This is a genomic window from Cryobacterium flavum (genome assembly GCF_900103805.1).
GTDB classification, from domain to species: Bacteria; Actinomycetota; Actinomycetes; order Actinomycetales; family Microbacteriaceae; genus Cryobacterium; species Cryobacterium flavum.
Genome location: NZ_FNIB01000013.1, coordinates 15,076 through 35,078 on the forward strand (window position 1 = coordinate 15,076; position 20,003 = coordinate 35,078).

The 20,003-nt window shown below is 59.4% G+C and carries 16 protein-coding genes, 2 tRNA genes and 3 pseudogenes; 7 read left to right on the forward strand and 14 right to left on the reverse strand.

The window, feature by feature from the left end:
• The first annotated feature begins 28 nt into the window (after positions 1–28).
• From BLS91_RS15935 to BLS91_RS15950, 4 genes are read left to right on the forward strand one after another with little or no spacing between them, the layout of a single operon-like run.
• Entirely contained in the window at positions 29–1,678 is a 1,650-nt protein-coding gene (locus BLS91_RS15935; protein ID WP_198412746.1) for a flavin-containing monooxygenase, read from the forward strand.
• Complete coding sequence (locus BLS91_RS15940) at positions 1,675–2,664, forward strand: substrate-binding domain-containing protein (protein WP_092341750.1); 990 nt, start codon at positions 1,675–1,677, stop codon at positions 2,662–2,664. The genes BLS91_RS15935 and BLS91_RS15940 overlap by 4 nt, the downstream gene beginning before the upstream one ends.
• Before the next feature lie 38 nt (positions 2,665–2,702).
• Positions 2,703–3,704 (forward strand): ABC transporter substrate-binding protein, encoded by a 1,002-nt coding sequence (locus BLS91_RS15945; protein ID WP_092341751.1) that lies wholly within the window; start codon positions 2,703–2,705, stop codon positions 3,702–3,704.
• Positions 3,705–3,707: 3 nt separating this feature from the next.
• Positions 3,708–4,598, forward strand: coding sequence for an alpha/beta fold hydrolase (locus tag BLS91_RS15950; protein ID WP_092341752.1), 891 nt, complete (start codon positions 3,708–3,710; stop codon positions 4,596–4,598).
• Positions 4,599–4,729: 131 nt separating this feature from the next.
• On the opposite strand, the pseudogene BLS91_RS21205 reads toward BLS91_RS15950, so the two are convergent.
• Positions 4,730–5,008, reverse strand: a pseudogene (locus BLS91_RS21205) (DUF4913 domain-containing protein); the annotation flags it as partial.
• Here BLS91_RS21205 and BLS91_RS20780 point away from each other — a divergent pair.
• Positions 4,989–5,611 (forward strand): annotated as a pseudogene (locus tag BLS91_RS20780) (ISL3 family transposase); the annotation flags it as partial. The pseudogenes BLS91_RS21205 and BLS91_RS20780 sit on opposite strands and share 20 nt — an antisense overlap.
• Before the next feature lie 25 nt (positions 5,612–5,636).
• Here the strand turns inward: BLS91_RS20780 and BLS91_RS15965 are convergent.
• The 10 genes and pseudogenes from BLS91_RS15965 to BLS91_RS16010 all read right to left on the reverse strand — a co-directional run.
• Positions 5,637–6,068: pseudogene (locus tag BLS91_RS15965) on the reverse strand (helix-turn-helix domain-containing protein); the annotation flags it as partial.
• A 126-nt stretch (positions 6,069–6,194) separates the two neighbouring features.
• Positions 6,195–7,076 carry an alpha/beta fold hydrolase gene (locus BLS91_RS15970; protein WP_092341754.1) on the reverse strand — a complete coding sequence of 294 codons (882 nt, stop codon included), beginning with the start codon at positions 7,074–7,076 and terminating at the stop codon, positions 6,195–6,197.
• Positions 7,076–7,885: an SDR family NAD(P)-dependent oxidoreductase gene (locus tag BLS91_RS15975; RefSeq protein ID WP_092341755.1), complete on the reverse strand. Its 810-nt coding sequence runs from the start codon at positions 7,883–7,885 to the stop codon at positions 7,076–7,078. The genes BLS91_RS15970 and BLS91_RS15975 overlap by 1 nt, the downstream gene beginning before the upstream one ends.
• Positions 7,882–8,586, reverse strand: coding sequence for an ABC transporter ATP-binding protein (locus BLS91_RS15980; protein WP_092341756.1), 705 nt, complete (start codon positions 8,584–8,586; stop codon positions 7,882–7,884). The genes BLS91_RS15975 and BLS91_RS15980 overlap by 4 nt, the downstream gene beginning before the upstream one ends.
• Complete coding sequence (locus BLS91_RS15985; protein ID WP_092341757.1) at positions 8,583–9,362, reverse strand: ABC transporter ATP-binding protein; 780 nt, start codon at positions 9,360–9,362, stop codon at positions 8,583–8,585. The genes BLS91_RS15980 and BLS91_RS15985 overlap by 4 nt, the downstream gene beginning before the upstream one ends.
• On the reverse strand, positions 9,359–10,360 hold the full coding sequence (locus BLS91_RS15990; protein WP_092341758.1) for a branched-chain amino acid ABC transporter permease: 1,002 nt from the start codon (positions 10,358–10,360) through the stop codon (positions 9,359–9,361). Before BLS91_RS15990 ends, BLS91_RS15985 begins: the two co-directional genes overlap by 4 nt.
• Complete coding sequence (locus BLS91_RS15995; RefSeq protein ID WP_092341759.1) at positions 10,357–11,214, reverse strand: branched-chain amino acid ABC transporter permease; 858 nt, start codon at positions 11,212–11,214, stop codon at positions 10,357–10,359. Before BLS91_RS15995 ends, BLS91_RS15990 begins: the two co-directional genes overlap by 4 nt.
• A gap of 60 nt (positions 11,215–11,274) precedes the next feature.
• Entirely contained in the window at positions 11,275–12,489 is a 1,215-nt protein-coding gene (locus tag BLS91_RS16000) for an ABC transporter substrate-binding protein (RefSeq protein ID WP_092341760.1), read from the reverse strand.
• Between the two features lie 61 nt (positions 12,490–12,550).
• Positions 12,551–13,330: an SDR family NAD(P)-dependent oxidoreductase gene (locus BLS91_RS16005; protein WP_092341761.1), complete on the reverse strand. Its 780-nt coding sequence runs from the start codon at positions 13,328–13,330 to the stop codon at positions 12,551–12,553.
• 2 nt (positions 13,331–13,332) lie between these two features.
• Complete coding sequence (locus BLS91_RS16010) at positions 13,333–15,093, reverse strand: flavin-containing monooxygenase (RefSeq protein WP_092341762.1); 1,761 nt, start codon at positions 15,091–15,093, stop codon at positions 13,333–13,335.
• Positions 15,094–15,413: 320 nt separating this feature from the next.
• On the opposite strand from BLS91_RS16010, the gene BLS91_RS21210 reads away from it, so the two are divergent.
• Entirely contained in the window at positions 15,414–16,220 is an 807-nt protein-coding gene (locus BLS91_RS21210) for an IclR family transcriptional regulator (RefSeq protein ID WP_092341763.1), read from the forward strand.
• A gap of 902 nt (positions 16,221–17,122) precedes the next feature.
• Here the strand turns inward: BLS91_RS21210 and BLS91_RS16025 are convergent.
• Positions 17,123–18,115 (reverse strand): DDE-type integrase/transposase/recombinase, encoded by a 993-nt coding sequence (locus BLS91_RS16025; RefSeq protein ID WP_092341765.1) that lies wholly within the window; start codon positions 18,113–18,115, stop codon positions 17,123–17,125.
• Positions 18,116–18,519: 404 nt separating this feature from the next.
• Between BLS91_RS16025 and BLS91_RS16030 the strand changes: the two genes are divergently transcribed.
• Positions 18,520–19,695 (forward strand): site-specific integrase, encoded by a 1,176-nt coding sequence (locus BLS91_RS16030; RefSeq protein WP_092341766.1) that lies wholly within the window; start codon positions 18,520–18,522, stop codon positions 19,693–19,695.
• A 10-nt stretch (positions 19,696–19,705) separates the two neighbouring features.
• On the opposite strand, the gene BLS91_RS16035 is transcribed toward BLS91_RS16030, so the two are convergent.
• Both BLS91_RS16035 and BLS91_RS16040 read right to left on the reverse strand, forming a co-directional pair.
• Positions 19,706–19,781 (reverse strand) — tRNA-Phe (locus tag BLS91_RS16035).
• 70 nt (positions 19,782–19,851) lie between these two features.
• Positions 19,852–19,925: transfer RNA gene (locus tag BLS91_RS16040), tRNA-Asp, on the reverse strand.
• Between the last annotated feature and the right edge of the window lie 78 nt (positions 19,926–20,003).

The window sequence follows — 20,003 nt, forward strand, 5'->3', positions numbered from 1 at the left end:
AGTACGCCTAAAGAGAAAGAAGGACAATGTGAATACATCCAGCAACGGTATTCTCGACGTTGCCATCATCGGCGCCGGACTCACCGGCATGTATGCGCTCCACAAGCTGCGCGAAGAAGGCCACGCGGTGCGCGTCTTCGACCGTGCTGATGGAGTTGGTGGCACGTGGTGGTGGAACCGGTATCCTGGCGCTCGCGTTGACTCGCCTGGCGCACCGTTCTACTGTTACACCTTTTCTGAAGACCTCGTGGCGGAGTGGGAGTGGCTCGAAACGCAGCCTGACCAGCCCGCTATCCTTTCGTATCTGAACCATGTCGCAGACCGCTTTGACCTTCGTCGCGACATTCAGTTGGCGACGAGTATTACGGATGCCGCATACGAGGAAGACTCCGGCCTGTGGGTCTTAGCCACGAGCAAAGGTGAAGAGGTTCGTGCTCGCTACCTCATCTCGGCCGTCGGCACGCTGTCTGACGCGTACAAGCCGGCCTTCGACGGGCTCGCCTCGTTCAGAGGAGAGGTCTATCACACGGGCCATTGGCCGCAGGATCACGATGTGGACTTTACGGGCAAGCGTGTCGGTATCATCGGCACCGGCTCATCTGGGGTGCAGCTCATTCCGATCATCGCCGAGTCGGCAGCTGCTCTGACGGTCTTCCAGCGGACCCCGCAATACGTGCTTCCGGCGCGTAACCGCCCGCTGGCTGAAGAGCTGAAAACCCTTGCGAAAGAGAATTGGCCCGAGCTGCGCGAGCGAGCGGTTGCAACGGGTCGTCCACTGCCGAAGGCGCAGGAGTTGGCCGTCGAAGCATCTCAAGAAGAGCGAAACGCGGTTTACGAACAAGCATGGCTCACCGGAGGCATGTCACTTCGCGACTGCTACGGCGACCACATGTCGGATCCCGAGGCGAACGAGCTTGTTGCCGAGTTCGTGCGCAAGAAGATTCGCGAGGCGATTACCGACCCTGATGTTGCAGAGCAGCTGCTGCCGTACTACATCTTCGGTGCGAAGCGTTTGATCCTAGGCACGGGCTACTACGAGGCCTTCAATCGGGACAACGTCTCGATCGTTGACGTGAAGAAGGCACCGATCGTATGCATCACCGACAGTGGTGTCGAGACCTCCGACGGGTTCTACGAGCTGGACGTATTGATTCTCGCGACTGGGTACGATGCGATCACCGGCGGGCTGACGAGCCTAAACCCTCGTGGTCGCGATGGCGTGCGACTGCGTGACGTGTGGTCTAAGGGAGTGCAGAGCTACCTGGGGCTGGCGGTCAGCGGCTTCCCGAACATGTTCATCATGCACGGTCCGCAGACCCCGGCGGTGAAGTACCCGATGCATCTCGGTGCAGAACTCCAGGGCGACTGGATCGCGGGCATCATCAGGCATGCGAAAAACGGCGGTTTCGACACCGTCGAGGCGCAGGCTGCGATGCAACCCGCCTGGGGTAAAGAGGTCGCCGCAATCGCTGACCGTAGCCTGTACTCGAAGGCTGAGTCGTGGTACATGGGCTCAAACATTCCCGGCAAGCCGCGCCAGTTCATGGTGCATCTCGACGGTCCTGGCTACCATCGCCGCATTCATGAGGTGGCAGAAAGCGGGTATGAGGGCTTCGAGTTTTCGAAGGCCGATGTGGCTGCCGAGTCCGATGCTTACGCAGCGGCGGTGCTGTCATGAGTTCTACCCTGTTGACGTTGGCCTGCGGACACTACGACCGCACCGAGGCGCTGCGCACGGGCGAGGTTTCGCCGCGCGGCATTAAACTGAACTACCTCACGAACCGTGTGGAAGAGACCTTCTATCGCATGGCACGCTACCGCGAGTTTGATGTCGCCGAAATGTCGCTGTCGACGTATGTTATGACGCTCTCTCAGGGGCGTCCTTTCGTGGCTATCCCGGTTTTTCCGTCGCGGATGTTCCGACACAGCGGTATTTATGTGAACGTCAACTCGGGAATCAACGAACCGAAAGACCTTGCTGGCAAAATCATCGGTATCCCCGAGTGGCAGGTCACCGCAGCGGTGTGGATTCGCGGATTCCTCGAGGAAGAGTATGGCGTCAAGATCGCGGGTTCGACGTATCGCACCGGCGGTTTGCATGACGCGGGCCGCCAAGAGAAGATCGTGCCGAACATCCCTGACGGCGTTGAGACGATGCCGATTCCGAGCGATCGCACACTGTCAGAAATGCTCGTAAGCGGTGAGATCGACGCGCTCTACACGCCGCGAACTCCGATGCCATTCACTGAAGGGCACCCGAATGTCAGGCGCCTCTTCCCCGACTATCGCGCCGTCGAGGAGGACTACTACGGGCGCACCGGCATCTTCCCGATCATGCACGTCGTGGCCATCCGTCGCGAGGTGTACGAAAAGAATCGCTGGATCGCGCGCGAACTGTTCACCGCCTTCGAAGAGGCCAAGGCGGTGAGCGAGCGCTGGTACCAAGAGACTTCAGCGCTGCCCACGGTGCACCCGTGGCTCTTCGATGACATCACCAAGACCCGAGAGGTCATGGGCGACGATTACTGGCGCTACGGATTGCACGACGATGACAAGACCCTGTCGACGTTCCTTCGTTACTCCCACGAGCAAGGCCTCGCAGACAAGCTCTGGGATGAATCCGAACTCTTCGCTCCCGAAGCGATCGACGAAATCAAGATCTAACCGCCGTACACGATGGCGAACCAACCTCAAGGAGAAAAATGATGAAACGTAAGCTCAGTGCAGCGCTTATCGTCGGACTTGCCAGCACCACGATGCTTGCTGGCTGCAGCGCAACCGCAACCGCGACCGGACCTTCCGCGGGTGGTGGCAGCTCCGCAAAGTGTGACGCCGAGAACGTCACTGTGGGCGTCGGGCCCTATGTCGACGTTGCGCCGCTCTATCTCGGCATCGAGAACGGCATCTTCGAACGGCACGGGCTCGCGGTTGAGGCCGAGATCATCTCTGGTGGTGGCGCCGCGCTGCTGCCTAGCGTGATTAACGGTGCTCTGACCTTCGCATACGGCAACGTCGGCTCGTTGCTGGTGGCCCGTGAGAAGACCCTTGATGTCGTGGTGGTGACGCACGGCAGTTCGTCGCCGGGCACCGGTTCTGAGCAGGGTGGTCTCTCGGTCGCTGAGGGTTCTGACATCAGGGATGCCTCGGACCTTGAAGGCAAGGTCGTTGCGGTCAACTCGGTCGAAAGCCTCACCGAGGTCATGGTACGTGACGCCGTAGCGCGGGACGGCGGCGACCCCGATGCGGTCAAGGTCGTTGAGATGAAGCTCGGCGACATGCCGGCTGCGCTCTCGGCGGGCGAGGTCGACGCGATCGCAACCTTCGAGCCCTTCACCACGATCGGCAGGCAATCAGGTGCACGCCTGATCTCGCACTTGTTCGACGTCACTGATGACGGTGAGACGTTGATCGGTGCCTACTTCACCAGCGGTGCATACGCCGAGGAGTGTGCTGATGTAGCGGCCAAATTTGCCGCAGCTATGGGCGAATCCCTTGACTACGCAGAGGAAAACCCTGGCGAGGTGCGCACGATCACTGACACGTACCTTGAACTTGACCCGGCTGTTCGCGACGAGATGGCAATCCCGAAGTTCGGTTCGGAACTCGCCGAAGATGATGTGCAAGACATCATCGACATGTCGCTGGAGTACGGCCTGATCAAAGACGAGGTTCCGATCGACGAACTGCTCTGGAAGGCGGAATAATTCGTGGGCGTTGCTCGTGAGTTCGTGCAGGTAGGCGGCTTCAACACCGCCTACCTGAGCGCGGGTGATCCCTCCCTACCGCCGCTGCTGCTGCTGCACGACGGCGCGTGGGGTGGCAGCGCCGAGGTGACGTGGGGCAATGCGATCGATAAGCTCGCCACGTCGTTCCATGTCATGGCGCCCGACCTGCTCGGTTTTGGTGAATCCGACAAGGTCACCTTCTTTGACCGTTCTTCATATGACTTCCGTGGTCCGCACGTGCGAGCATTTGCCTGCGAGATGTTCGGCGATCGCCCTGTTAACGTGGTTGGCAATTCCTACGGTGGGTCGCTGATACTTCGGATGCTAGCCGCCGGTGATACAGATTGGATTCGAACCGCAATCAGTATTGCGGGAAGCGGCGGCCCGTGGAAGTCTGAGCTGTCGTCCAGGGAGCTTTCCCATTGGGACGGCAGTCGGGACGATCTGGCGCGCGTCGTCGCGCTGCTGGTCGACAAAGAGAACGATGGCTTCGACGAGTGGATTGATGTCCGATTTGTTTCGGCATCACAACCCGGCCATTTCAGGGCTGTGGCATCGGCGGCCATGCCGATGCCACAGGTGCTGAAGCGAGCCATCAGCGACCCATGGCCGCAGCAACTGGCCAACGTCGAAACGCCCCTTATGGTTGTGGCGGGTGTGCGCGATGTGTTGCTCGAACCCGACTGGGTCGATCGTATCAAGGCCGTTGTGCCGAGCGCTCGCGTCGAGAAGCTCGACACGAGGCATGAGCCCAACATTGACCATCCTGAGGAAGTCATCGCCTTGATTCGAGACTTCTGCGGAGAAGGCCAACCTCCCAGTCCAGTTGTAGGAGACGTGTGGACTTCGGCGCTTTTTGGCGGCGTTCTGTGATCGGGGTCAGAGCAGTAATGGAACGAAACCGACCGCTGAGGGCTCGGTCGTTCAGTTCTCGCGCACATCGGGGAGAAACCTTCCGGCGGTGCGGTGTAGGGCAGCGGATCACCGGGTTTGTTCGTGTCTTCTGATTTCGCGAACGGTCCTTCTGTGCCCATGAGGATTGGCATGTGGTGGTCGGCGTGTTCGATCCACCAGGTGCTTGACCTGGTGGCGCCGTCGAGTCGGAGATGTTCCCAGGCGCGCCAGAGGGCATCGATGCGGGCGAGAGCTTCCGGATATTCCCACCACTTCGCCGCCCATCGGAAGCTCGCGTTTCCGGGGCCGACGCGGCGGGAGTACATGTGCCGGAGTCGGTCACGTACGAACTCGTCCGAAGAACCGTAGAAGAAATGCCCGAACGCTATCCGCTGCGCCGATCCATTTCACGTCGTTAAGTGGGCATCAGCCGCCCTCGACGGAGTACGCCGCACCGCATGGAACGACGCCCGGAAAGCCGCCCGCACCGACGAGCCGAAACGGCCCGCTGGTCGGCCTGCAAGGACGCCCCGGCACGCCCCACAGTGCTCGTGATGCCGGCATCAAGAACTGTCGTTACGCGCTCTGGAAGAACCCAGAAAACTTCACCGAAAAGCAGCAGCTGAAGCTCGCCTGGATCGTGCAAACCGACCCACGCCTCGGCCGTGCGTATTACCTGAAAAAAAGGACTCCGACTCGTCTTCAAGCTGCCCCTCGCAGAAGCGACCGAAGCCCACGACAAATGGGTGATCGGGGCTCGCCGCTGCCGGATCCCCGAGTTCGTGAAACTCCAAAAAAGCATCGTCAAACACCACGCCCAGATCCTCGTATCCATCGAGCACGGGCTCTCCAACGGCCGGGTCGAATCCATGAATACCAAGATCCGACTCATGACCCGCGTCGCGTTCGGCTTCACATCACCCGACGCCCTCATCGCCCTCGCGATGCTCAGCCTCGGCGGGCACAAACCGGTGCTCCCGGGCCGGCTTTAACCCACGGTTACGTCAGGAGAGCCAGTTTCTTGACGTCGACGTGGATCAACGACCCCGGCGTGGCGTGCTCGTAGCGGCGGACGACTTCCCCGGTGCGCACGTCAACGTGATGGAGCTTATTCAGATGACACCGCGTCAACACCGCATGCACGGTGGAGGAGGTCATGCCTAGCCTTGCGCCGATCGCGACCGGTCCGAGGCGTTTCTTCCAACGCAGGTGCACAACTTTCCGGACCTGCTCCTGCGGCGTCTTGGCCGGCATACGGTGCGGGCGGGAGGACCGATCGTCCATCCCGTCCGGGCCCATCGTGGCATAGCGGTCAGCCCACCGCTTCGCGGTCGGCCACGACACGTTGAACATGCGGGCGGCGGACACGATCGAATAGTCTTGCTCGACGATCAGACGCGCCAGCCGAAGACGGTGACGCGGAGTCAAAGCAGCATTAGCGTGGGACACGAGGACCTCCTGGTCTGAAGTGGTTGGCCTTTGACAGCTCCACTCCACGACCGGAGGTCCTCACCTACGTCTAAGAACTACAGCGTGTCCTCACATTTACTCAACCGACCTGCCTGGGCAGTACAGCTAGCGGCCGGGTCCCACCGAACTATCGGGTGGTGACCCGGCGTGCTGCTCCTGTCTGCGCAGGAATGTCAGCACCACAGATACAAGTAGATCTGGGCGGTCGATGTTGGGCTCGTGCATCGAGTCGATGCGCTCGACAGCACTATTGCTCAGCACCTCCACAAGGTGATTAGTCCAATCCTTTTCTAAAAGCACGTCGCGATCTCCGCTTACCAGCAGCACGGGAATGTCGCATTCGGCCAATTGCTTCGGCCATGGATCCAACGGCCGTCGGCTTGGAATCGCGGGTGGGATCGGGATCGACAACGCCATTACGCTTCGGTAGTGCCCCGGCTCGATTGCCCACCGATACCGTTCATCGAGTTGGTCCTCAAAATAGCCACTCTCGCGATCAATAAGCACAGATACGACTCGCTCGAGGCCGTTCCGAGTGCCATCCCAATAGGATAAATTCTCGTGGGCTAGCGGAGTGCGCCAAGGCCCCCCGGTTCCGCTGATACTTACTGCTGACCGCACGCGACCCTCGAGCGGCGTACAGAGGATTCGGAGCGCGAGTGAACCCCCGAAAGAGTTGCCTACGAGGTGAACCGTTGGGATTCTGAGGGCATCCAGAAATTCAGTGATGTGCGCGATGCGACCGTCGTAAGGCGAACGGTCAAGATGCACTAATTTGTCCGTTCCGCCGAAGCCGAGTTGGTCAGGTGCAAGCACATGATACGCGGTCGCCAGCAGCGAAATCGCATTCCCCCAAGTGGTCGAACTCGAGCCGCCCCAGGCGCCGTCGTGGAGCAACAGCACCGTGGGCCGCGCTGGGTCACCCGCCTCAAGATATCGGGTGCGCACACCCGCTGCATTGATCCACTGTTCCCGAACCATGCCCATCACTTCATTCCCCCATCGATTGTGAATACGCCGCCAGTAACGTAGCTCGACGCGTCCGACGCTAAGAACAGCGCCAGCCCCTCGATCTCCGACGCATCAGCGACCCGGCCAAGAAAGCTTCGGTCAGAAAACGCCTTCGCTACCGCCGGGTCGCCTAATCTTCCACCTCCGATGCCTGTTGCAAATGCTCCCGGAGCAATCGCGTTGACCAGAATCCGCCGTTCGGCTAGTTCGATAGCCGCCTGGCGGACCAGCCCGACGACGGCAGCTTTCGAGATGGCGTATGCGTATCCCACCATGGGCTCAGGCCGGATACCGGCCACGGAGGATACGACGATCACGCGGCCGCTGCCCTTGTCGTCGACGTGGTGCGCTGCAGCCGCAACCGTGTTCCGGACGCCCGTCAAGTTGGTGGCAACCACGCGACTCCAGAGTGCTTCGTCTATCCTTGAGAGCTTCCCTTCCGGCTGACGCGGCCCAGGACCTCCCGAGATACCGGCGTTGGCCACGACGATTGAGAGCCCGCTACGCGCACTCGCCGCCACGGCCTTTTCAACCGCACCGCTTGCAGTCACGTCAAGCACGTCATAGTCCACGTCAATACCTGCGCGGGCCAACACCTCTGCAGCCGTCGCTACCTCCTTTTCGCGTATATCTGTGATCGTGACCGTAGCGCCTGCGAGCCCGAGCGCCCGGGCAATAGCAAATCCCAACCCGCCGGCGGCACCAGTGATGAAGGCGCTCCGACCATCGAGTGAGAACAGCCGGTCCAGCTCCGCATGCCGGGTCGACACTCCTGTCGCAGTCATATGACGCCAAGATACCGGCGCGCGATATCAGGGCTGCGGCGAAACTCAGTGACGGTGCTCTCGTGCACGATCTTGCCCACATCCATGATCGCGACATGGTCACTCATCGTGAGCCCGAGCTTGAGATTCTGCTCCACGATCAGAACGGTGAGTCCGTCGGCGCGCAGAGTGCGAAGCACGCCGGCGAGTTCAGCGATGATCCGGGGAGCCAAACCTTCCGACGGCTCGTCTAAGAGGAGCACGCTGGGGTTTCGCAGCAGTGCGCGACCGATCGCCACCATCTGCTGCTCGCCACCTGAAAGCAGTCCCGCCGGTTGCGCTGTTCGCTCCGCGAGCCGTGGCAGCAATTCATAGAGAGTATCGAGGGTCCAGCCTTTCGGAGTCTGACGGATACCCAACATCAAGTTCTCCTGCACTGTCAGATCGGGAAAGAGCCGTCTGCCTTGGGGGACGATAGCGAGCCCCGCCTTAGCGATCTCATGCGCGGGCCTGCCCGCAAGCTGCTTGCCGGCGAGCAGCACTTGCCCGCTCGAAGGAGTGACCATGCCCATGAGCGCCTGCATGAAGGTCGACTTGCCTACGCCATTTCTGCCGAAGAGCACGATTCCGGCACCCTCCTCAACGGAGAGCGATACCCCTCTCACAATGCGACTTGCACCGTATCCAGCGTGAAGATCTTTTACCTCGAGTAGTGCGCTCATCTGAACAGATCTTCTCCCATCGAGCTACCCAAATAGGCGAGCTGCACCTCTTCAGACTTCGATACCGTCTCGGGGTCTCCCGATGCAATAATCCGCCCGGCGTCGAGCACGGAGATCGAGCTCGCCACCCGCATGACAACGTCAATGTTGTGTTCGATGAGGATGAACGTAAGTTCATCCATTCCCGAAAGAAATTCCAGGAAATCTTCGATCTCACCCGGCGACATTCCCGCCGCGGGCTCGTCGAGGAGGAGAAGTTGCGGCTCAGTGGCATAGGCGAGGGCTATCTCCACCCGACGTCGCTGACCGTGCGCCAGGTCCCCCGCGAGGCGCAACGACTCGGAATCGAGTCGGAGTCGCTCGATCACCTCGGCGACTCTTTGAGTGACATCGCGGTGCTTTCGCATGCTCGTGAACCAACTGCCGTTGTGCTCAAGCGTTCGCTGCACTGCCAAGACTAGATTGTCGTGTACTGACATGTCGTCGAGCAGACTGCTGTGCTGGAACGTCATCGCCATCCCACGGCGAACCCGCTCATGCGATGGCACCCTTGTGATGTCATTCCCGAGGAACCGGATCGTTCCCGAGGTCGGCACGAGGTGCCCATTTATGAGCTTAACGAGTGTGCTCTTGCCTGCCCCGTTCGGGCCGATGAGGGCGCGCCTCTCACCGCGACGTACGACGGTCGAAACATCGTCCGTTGCTTGCAAAGCGCCGAACGTTTTGGAGACATGGTCGAGTTCGAGTATGACCTCGGTTACGTTCGTTTCGGTCATCGAGATACCACGCTTTCATCGGTTCCGAGTGGAGTCGCCCGCGGCTCTCGACGTTTCTTGAACGGTGCCGCTATCCTCTCCACGATGCTTGCGACACCACCGGGGAGGAAATATATGACGAGGACCAAAATTAGGCCTAATCCGAGTTCCCAGCTATCAAAACGTGATGACAGCTCGTCCCTTGCCACGACCAGAATTGCGGCCCCCGCAAGGGCGCCATGCAGCCGCTTTACGCCGCCGAGAATCACCATTACAAGCAGGAACGCCGACGTCATGAATCCGAAGTTCTCGGGCGCGACAAAGCGGGCATTTTGCACGTTCAAGGCCCCCGCCACCGCCCCCACAACTCCGGCGACAGAATACGCGACTCGCCGATAATGACTGACGTTGTAACCGAGGGCATCCATTCGCAGGGCGTTCGAATTGATGCCACTCAGCGCGTGCCCGAAGGGTGAGTCAACGAAACGTCGCACCATGATGTACACGACGACGACGACCGCGGCGATGTAATAGTACCGCGAGGGCACAGTAGAAAGTTCGATGCCGGGAAGGAGTACGGGGTTCCTGATGCCGGCAAGCCCGTCGGACCCTCCCGTAAGCCACCGGAGTGACTGGCTCAGGCTGAAGAGAAGCTCGGCAAACGCCAGGCTGAGCATGAGGAACACAATTCCAGTCGTGCGAACTGAAAGCCAACCGGCCGGAATTGCGAAGATTATGCCGACGACCGCGGCCACAAGGAGACCGAGAATCGCCGAATCTGTCGCATGGACCGAGAGGAGCCCCGCTGCGTAGCCTCCCAGTCCGTAGAACGCGGCGTGGCCGAGGGACGGCAAGCCAGTTACCCCGACGAGTACGCTGAGGCTAACTGCAGCGAGCCCGAGGATGAGAATCTCGGACAATAGGCTCAGCCGAAACGTGTTCAGCAGGAAGGGGGCGAGAGCCAACGCCACGATGATGACGATGCGGATGGCCCACCGTACATACATGTTGGGATTCATCGATTGACCTTTCCAAATAGGCCCGTTGGCTTCACAAGCAGAACCAGTGCCATGACGCCGAAGACAAGGAATGAGGACAGCTCCGGCAGAAGAGCCACTCCGAGTGTCTGGATTTGCCCAATCAAAAGCGCGCCCACCAGAGCCCCTCGTAGCGAGCCGAGTCCTCCAACAACGACTACCACGAGAGCCAAGATGAGCATCTCGGTGTCCAGACCGGGGCGAACCCCGATTACCGGTGCACCGATTACTCCACCGATCGCCGCGAGTGCGGCCGCACCGGCAAAAACGCCGCCCATGATGAAAGAAATCCTGTAGCCGAGTGCAGCAACCATTTGCTTGTCTGCGACCGCGGCGCGCACGATAGCACCGAGGCGAGTTCGCTCGACGACAACGAATATTACGAGCGCAATTGCCGCCGCAGCAACGATGACAAAGAGTCGATAGACGGGATACTGCATACCTAGAACCCCGACGGAGCCTCGCAGAATCTCAGGCGGCGCGGGAAGATAGACGTCGTTCCCCCAAAAGTGCTTGGCAACGTCTGCAAAGATGAACGCGATGCCCAGCGTGAGTAGTCCCTGGTCCAGGTGTCCTCTGTTCATAACTGGTTTGACAGCGAAGTACAATACCGCGCCGAAGGCAGCCCCCGCGATTAGTGCGACCGGTAGAGCAGCGGCCAGACCCGCTCCGCTGGCCAGCATCACTGCAATGTAGCCACCGAGCAGTAAGAGCGAACCATGGGCAAGGTTAAGCACACTCATGAGGCCGAACACAAGGGAGAGTCCCGCCGCCATAGTGAATAGCAACAGTCCTCGTCCCAGCCCATTTAGGAACGTGAAGAGGATCTCGATCATTGTTAGCCTTTCAAGGCAGGTCCTGAGGTGGAGCGCACGTCGCCCCACCCGAGATTTCAACTACGGCTGCTCGCCAAACTCACCGAGGTCGCCGACGATGACTGGCGCAAGCTCTCCGTCCAGGTTCTCGATCCGGGCAAGGTACATCGTTTGCACCGTGCCGTGAGTCTCCTTGTCAATCAGAAGGCGACCACGGGGGCTGTCGATCTCAGTGCCCTCCATCGCGGCTGCAAGCGCAGCTCCGTCGCTGGTGTCGCCCGCGAGCTCCTGAACCGCTTGCGCGATCAGTTGTGCCGCGTCGTAGGAGAAGAGCGAAAAGTATGACGGTGCGCGATCGGTCTTCTGCCTGTAGTCCGTGACGAAGGCGGCATTGATCTCATTGTCGAGCGTCCATGCGTAAGGAAGCACACTGTAGGCGCCCTCGGCCGACTCTCCCTGAGCGGAGAGCACGTCAGGCGTCGTGAGCGAACCTGGTCCGATTAGGGGGATCTGGTTTTTGTACCCGAACTCGTCGTACTGCTTCACGAAGTTGACTGCCTCGCCTCCCGCGAAGAAAGCATAGGTGGCTTCGGCACCCGACGAGCCGATCTGGCTGATGTAGGGCTGGTAGTCTTGGGTCTTCTGAAACGGTGGAAATGCCTCACCAGCGATGCTTCCGCCCGCGTCGATATATCCCTCTCTTACACCGTCGACGAGTTCATGTCCGGCGGCATAGTCCGATGCAGTGAGAAAGAGCGGGACCCCGTTAAGTTCTTCATGGATCCATTCGCCGACCGGGTAGCTCAGCTGATGACTCGACTGCGCCGTGCGAAACACGAAGTCTGAGCGCGCATCGCCTGTCACCGCGTTGGCCACAGCGTTCGAGACGACGAGAGGGACTTCCGCCGCCTCAAAGGCACCAGCAACTTGAAGCGCGACAGCGGAGCTCACGATGCCCGAGCCGAAATCAACCTCATCCTCTTGAAGGAGCTTGTTCGCCTTGCGAAGCCCGGTCTCCGGCGTCGCCTCAGTGTCCTCGATGATGAGAACGACCTCTCGGCCGCCCATCTTGTTGTCGTTCTGCTCCAAATAAAGCTCAAATCCAGCGATCATGTCGTCTGAGATCGGAGCATAGACACCGGACGTGGGCAGGAGCAGACCGATCTTGATAGGGCCTTCGCTATCGCTGGTCGCGCCACCTCCGAGAGCACCACCTGAACATGCGGCTGTCAGCAGAACGGTCGCTGCCGCTGCGGAAGCGAACACTGCTCTAGACATCTTTGTCTTGATTTTCATATTTTCCTCTCGTGCAGCTGGGCTGCATCACCTTGAACTAAATAGTGCGTGCCTGGCTCGATCAGGCGAAAACCTGCCCCCCGTCAACGACGAGTACCTGGCCCGTGACAAAACTCGAGGCGGATGAGGCAAGCCACTGCACAGCACCCACCAGGTCTTCGGGAATGAGCTCACCCGGGATCGACCGCGCCGAGACTGCGCGGGCTATGTAGCTTTCGTCGTTGTGAAACCGAGTCGCCTCGTCGCTTATGAGCCCAGGCGACACCGCGTTCACTCGGATGCGATCTACTCCGAACTCACGAGCTGCCGCGCGTGTCAATGCTTCGACGGCACCCTTCGAAGCGACATAATGCGGAAATCCCGTGATGCCCAAGCGTGCCGTGGTCGACGCGAAGTTGATGATTGATCCACCCCCACGCACCACCATGGCCCGTGTTACGGCGGCTGTTGCTTGCCAGACACCGCGCACGTTTACCTTCATCACCCGATCGAATTCATCGGGATCGACATCCGCCCAAGCGCTTCGCCCGGAGAGCGTTCGGTAAATCGCTGCATTGTTGACGAGAATGTCGACACCACCAAAGTCTCGCTCGGCCATCGCGACAGCTGCCGTCATGCTCACGGAATCCGTCACGTCGCCCGCGAAGAAGCGGATGTGCCCTTTTGCGGAGTTGTTCACCTTCTCTGCGAGGCTCTGTCCCTGCCCCTCGAGTGCCGGAAGATCGATCGCAACGACGTCGGCACCGAGGTCCGCGAAGGAGCGGGCCAGGACCGCGCCGATTCCTGCAGCGGCACCGGTGACCACGACGACGCTGTCACTCAGTTCTCTTTCTGCGCTCATGCTTATGCCTCTCGCTCAACTCGAAGGGGAACGCTGTCGTACGCTTCACGATCGACGGAGCTCGTTGCGCTCCAGTAATCGATGAGAGGGAACGGCCAGTTCTGCGAGACGCGACCGAATTTGTTCTTATACCAGCTGCTAACTTCTGACGCGCCCCATGCCATGAGTCCGTTGCCCTCGTCAATCTGCCGGTTGTATGCGTCGTAGATATCCTGTCTGCAGTCGATAGCGGCCTCATCGCGACGCAGAAGCCCGCTGATGGCGTCGAGGACGTAATTCACCGCCAGTTCCGAGAAGAGCACGATGCTGCCATTGACGACGAGGTTTGTGTTGGGACCATAAAGGCAGAACAGATTAGGAAATCCTGGGATTGATATGCCGAGATACGCCCGAGCGTCATCCGCCCAGTACTCATGGAGATCACGCCCTGCAACCCCGGTCACCGACACAGAAGACAAGAAGTCCGACGCGGTGAATCCTGTGCCATAGATGATGACATCCACTTCGTGCTCGACGCCATCAGCGGTACGAATACCGTGCTCGTAGAATTCGGCAATCGCCTCAGTTTCAAGGGCTACGTTCGGACGCTTCAACGTGCGTGCCCAAGTACCGTCATCACGTAGCAGCCTCTTGGCTCCCGGCGGGTAGGTCGGGATCACCTTGGTGAGTAGATCTGGGCGTTCCGCGAACTGCTCCTCGAGGTATGAGGTCAGGTTCTTACGCATGTGCTCGTTCTGCGCTGAGACTGATCCCGCCTTACTCCACTCGGGATCGACAGTGACGAATCGACGGCGACCCTCCACCGCCGTCCAGAACTGGAAGAACCGGAACCACCGTGCATAGAACGGAATCACGTCGAATAGCCATGACAACTCGAGGGGAATGGCCTCCAGGTAGTTCGGCGTCGGATACATCCACGGCGCATTTCTCTGAAAGACCGTGAGGTGATCGACTTCGGATGCGATCGCCGGTATCACTTGAAATGCACTCGCGCCAGCACCGATGACAGCGACGCGCTTACCTTTCAGGTCGACGTCATGACGCCATGCCGCAGTATGCCATGCCTCCCCTGTGAACTTGTTCGCCCCAACAAAGTCTGGAATCATGGGGTTATTGAGCTGTCCGACGGCACTTATGACCGCATTAAAGTACTCCAGTACCTCTCCATCAGCGGTCCGGTAGCGAAGAGCCCAGAGGGAGTCAGTCGCCCGGTATGCGGCCGAAAGGACCGTCGTCTCAAAGCGAATTGAATCGAGCAGCCCCTTCTTTTCAGCGACGCTACTGAAGTATCCGAAGATATCGTCGCGCTGCGAGTAGTGGTAAGGCCAATCGCGCTTCTGGGCGAAAGAGTAGCTGTAGGCGAAGTTATGCGTGTCAAGTCGGCAGCCAGGGTAGCTGTTTTCGTACCACGTGCCCCCCACTGAGGGGTTCTTCTCGAACACGACAAAGTCCACGCCGGCCTGTTTCAGTCGGAAAGCGGCGGCGACGCCGGACATGCCCGCGCCGATTACTGCAACCCTAAATTGTCGACCCGGTGCGAGCTCAGCAAGGTTCCAATCGGGATCGCTCACACCCTCAGGGATGTTCAGTTCATGAGACAGGAGCGGTAAGTATGTGTCGTCTGCTTCTGCAGCGATGAAACTCATCAGACGCTGCAGCAATTCTTGGTCCGGCTCGGCTGCGACTGAAAACCCATTGTCGCGGTAGCGTCGAAGCGCACAGAATGAGATCTCACGCGCTTTCAGCTGCTGCTCAGCTGTCATTCCGCCTTGAGGAGGGATCGCACCAGCTGATGGAACTATGTCCGGACGAAGCGCCGGGTCAATGAGGCTGGTATCTCCTGTGAGCTGACAAAGAGCTACTAGCAGAGAAGGGAGTTCGGCCTGTTCGAGGGCACGAAGCAGCGCGTCGTCGGACCACGGATTTGTACTCTGAGGTGTCACTTCTTTAGATCCCTCTTTCGTCTTCGGGCCTCGTTGCCTTCGATGTCTCGACGATAGATGCGGTGGACTGAGGTGCCTAATGGATTCTGTCGACCAGAATTGCTGAGAATTACCTAGATATTGGAGATTAGGATTCGGATATGTATGCGGATCCAGACCGACAGCCACCAACTTATGCAGTGGCCTCTGTTGACACTTCACTCCGTCTCCTAGAGATGCTCCGCGATGGGGGAAGCCTCCGGCTTAAAGATGCAGCGGCTGAAGTTGGAGTCGCTGCTTCGACAGCGCACCGTCTATTTGCGATGCTCATTTACCATGGGTTTGCGATGCAAGACGAGAACCGTTTGTATTGGCCGGGGCCTTCGCTCGGTGCCGTTGCCGCAGGTATAACGTGGACAAATCAAGTGCGCGATGCTGTCGAACCCCACCTAGAAACGCTCGTTAGGCGCACCGGTGAGACTGCCAACCTCATGATCCGCGTTGGCGCAAACGTCCGTATTATCATGACTGTCGAGAGTTCAAACGTTCTTCGAGTCACCGATAGGCGTGGCGTGGTCTTGCCCGCGCGCCATGCCTCAGGGGGGAAAGCGCTTTTCGCCGAGCTTTCACTTGTTGCGCTCAAGCGTCTGTATCTCAGTAGTATGGCCGAAGTCTCCGGCGACGCGCTTGACCCTATCGAATTCGGCGAGTTTTTGCGTGAACTTGACCAGTGCAGGCTCAAAGGTTATGCATCGAATACTGGTGCGACCGAAGAGGGGGTCGGAGCTATTGGTGTAACACTTCACGATGCCGAGGGCAACGCTTTCTCGGCGATTTCCCTAGCCACCCCACTGCGAAAATTACGAGGACTCATCCAGCAGGGAACCGTAAGAGAGATAATGTCAGCGCGCTCTGCGATCGAGGCTGACCTGACAAGTGCCGGTTTCACGCATCCTAGTTCCACATAAATGGGACGTGGAAAACTTCGTCGATTCCTCCGCTAAGACTTGACGGTCCGCGGTCTGGATGCGGCCATGTTGCAATGCCTCAACGAGGTGCTGTTGGCGCGGTGCATGGCGGTGGCCGCGGCCATGAATATTGCAAGTGCCTGCCCGACAGTAAGCTCTTCGCCCACAACGGCGCCGTGTCTATGGCATGGTCCGGAGTTTGATTCGTCACGTTACCATCCCCACATCGCTGACGAGGCCGGGCAGGTACTCGATGATCGGACTGCCAAGGAAGTCACGGTCACCAATCGAAGACGCACTCGGCGCCGGCGGCGTGCTGATAGAGCGCGGCGGCGCCCTGAACATTGCCGCGTTGGGCATGCTCGTCCTAAGGAACGGCAACGGGACCAGTCCGGCGGCGGAGAACGCGGACCTGAGCGTCTAAGGCATCTTCACCGCTAACACCTTCACAACCGTCGACACTCTGACCGAAGAGGTCGCATGACCCGTCTCCCAATCGATACTGAGGGTGCCCGGCCCAAGTCAGACAGCAACGAAGAAAAAACTTGATCATCATCACAAACCAGGACTTCTGCAAGCCGCATATGTTCAAGTTGCCGTATGCGAGTCGATACCTAATCTTCATTGGTTGAAGCGAAGACTTCTTCCTCGCGGTCGATCGTATCGAAGACGTAATGCAATGCGCCGTCGGCTTGATGCCTAATGCGGCGGCGACCAGTCGTGGGTCGTGGGAATGAGCGAGGTCGGCGAGACGGGTTTGACGCGGTAAGGCCGGCGTGACGCTGGCCGGATCGACAATATGTGTCATGAAGTACGGCGCGGCTGTGTTAACGCCGACCGAAAATAGGGCCACCAGCCGCTATGGAGGGTGTGGGGCCCGGGGCTTCCCTGACACGTCGTGGTCAGGACATGCCTGACAGTTTACCTTCCGGTGTTCCAGCCCGTGCCTGCGGGACCTTCCGCGGCCGGCCGCGCTTGTTGCCCTTGCCGTGATAGGTGCCGACGGGGCCGAGGTCGACGATCTCCCGGAGTAGTCGTCCGTCTTCGACGAGGTGCACGGTGACGAAGTCTTTCGCTTCGGTGACGCGGACTTTCTGACCCGACAGTGGCATCCCGACGTTGATCCGCCGCCTGCGGTACTTGATCGAACCGCTTGCGGAAACAATCAGCACGCGCGGTCCGGTGTTTCCTCCGCGGCGCACGTCGTCGGGGGTCATCTTCCGCGATGTGTCGGAGACGACTGCGGGCGTCTGTTGGTTGAGGGCGCGGTGCGGCCGTTCGTGGTTGTAGTACCAGCGGCATCGGTCACACAGTGCTTGCAAGTCCTCGATCGTGGCGGCGGGGCCGTTGTCGGCATAGAACTCTTTGAAGGTGCGGTGATACCGCTCGAGCTTTCCGCAGGTCTGCGTGTGCCGGGGCCGGGAGTTGAGTTGGTGAATGTTCAGCGCGGCCAGGCGCTCCTGGAAGAACACGGGCTTCTGTCCTTTGCGGGATTTGAATTGCAGCCCGTCGTCACTGATCAGCTGCCGCGGCACGCCGTGCTCGGTGATTGCGGTGTCCATCGCCTTCCACGCTGCGTGCACCGTGAAGCGCCGGATGGCGGTTGCGCCGATCGCGTAGCGGGCATGGTCATCGAGCAGGTCGACGATCCATGCTTTCGACCCGTCGGCCAAGGCAACTATGGTGCCATCGATCTGCCACAGAGCGTTCGGTGCGTGACGTTCGAATCGCTTCCACTCCTTCGGCGCCCGGTGTTCCTGCGCCACGACGAGGCCGTGCCGTTGCAACACCCGGTGCATCGTGGACACGACCGGCGGGCGGGCCAGACCCGCCTGCACCAGTTTCGTGTGCAGGGTTCGCGCGCCCCACCGCGGATTATCGACACGCAGCTTCACGATGAACGATTCAACCTCCGACGCCGTACGCGACGGTGAGGTTGTCGGCCGCGTTGACCGCGGCTGCAGTGCAGGGACTCCTTCGGACCAGAGTCATCGCCGGTATTCGTAAAACGACTGCCGGGATATGCCGTACCGGCGACAAGCAGCAGCGACGCTGATTCCATCGCGTTGCGGGGTCAACAGGATTTCAAGCCAACGCTCGTTCACACTCATCACTCTCATTCGGAAAGAGTGTCAGGGATGTCCCGCGTACAACCTGTCAGCGATGTGTCCGGGCCCTACACCTGCTGCACGGGGCGAGTGGACAAAGTTTCGACACGAATCAAACTCCGCAAGCATCGAAATCTAGGAAAGAATAATGGCAGTAAACGGAATGTTATTCTTCGACGTGGAGGATCGCGATGGCGACAATCGAGTCGTATTCAACCGCAAGCGGCAAACTGTACCGCGTACGCTATCGCATGCCCGATCGTCGCCAGACGAGTAAACGCGGATTCAGCACGAAGCGAGACGCAGAAAGATTTCTTGCTGGTGTCGAAGTGTCGAAGGATCGCGGCGAATGGGTCGATCCCACCAAGTCACGAATCACAGTATTGGAATGGGCAGAGAAGTGGTTCAGCGCCCAGGTGCAGCTGAAGCCAACGACTCGTTCTGGATACCGGCATAGCCTCGACAAGCACGTACTTCCGCGATGGGGGAAAACTCGTTTGGGCGATGTCAGTCACGGAGATGTGCAGGAATGGGTGAACAGCCTCTCAGTGAATCTCGCGCCGTCAACGGTCCGGCAGATTCATCTCGTGCTGTCTAGCATTATGAAGTTCGCAATTGCGGACAGGCGAATCTCTACGAATCCATCGGATGACATTCGTCTGCCTCGAATCGGCAAGAAGTCCCGTGGGTACTTGAGCCACAACCAGGTGGACCGTCTTGCGGGCGAGTGCGGGAAAGACGCTGATGTCGTGCTGCTTCTCGCTTACACAGGGCTGCGGTGGGGCGAGCTCGCGGGCCTTAAGGTTGGGCGAGTCGACCGTCATCGGCGCCGCATTGAAGTTGCCGAAGCCGTGTCGGACCCGCGGGGTCAAGTCATTTGGGGCACGCCAAAGTCACACGAACGGCGCTCGGTTCCTTTCCCCGAGTTCCTGGATGAATCGCTGAAGTCGCGGTGCCAGGATCGCCGAGAAGATGATCTTGTCTTCACTGCACCGGACGGAGGAGTCCTTCGCAATGGAAACTTCCGCACTCGAACGTTCAACCCAGCCCTAGCGAGAGTTCAAGTTGATGATCCGGACTTTCCCAAGGTGACCCCGCACGACCTGCGACACACGGCCGCGAGCCTTGCGGTCTCCGTGGGTGCGAATGTCAAAGCCGTTCAGCGCATGCTCGGCCACGCATCAGCCGCGATGACGTTAGACGTCTACGCGGACCTCTTCGATGACGACTTGGATGCCGTTGCAACAGCCCTCAATCAGAACAAAATGATTTCAATTGTGTCCAAAATGTGGCCACAGGGAGAAAATGAGGCTGATGTGGAGCCCGAAAATGGGCATAAAAAAAGGCCACTCCCCAGTGTTTCCTAGGGAGTGGCGGTGGTGGCCCCGACCGGCGTCGATCCGGTGACCTTTCGATTTTCAGTCGAACGCTCTACCAACTGAGCTACAGGGCCCCAAAGCTGCGTTGAAAAACGCCTCTTCTAAGGAAAAAAGCCCTTCCTTTCGAAAGGGCTATTACCTTTGCGACCCTGACCGGACTTGAACCGGCGACCTCCGCCGTGACAGGGCGGCGCGCTAACCAACTGCGCTACAGGGCCTCGATGTAAAAATGTGAATCTGTGTGCGAGGCACTTGGTAAGACTATTCTATTTCGAGTAATGCTTCGTGCACGTGCA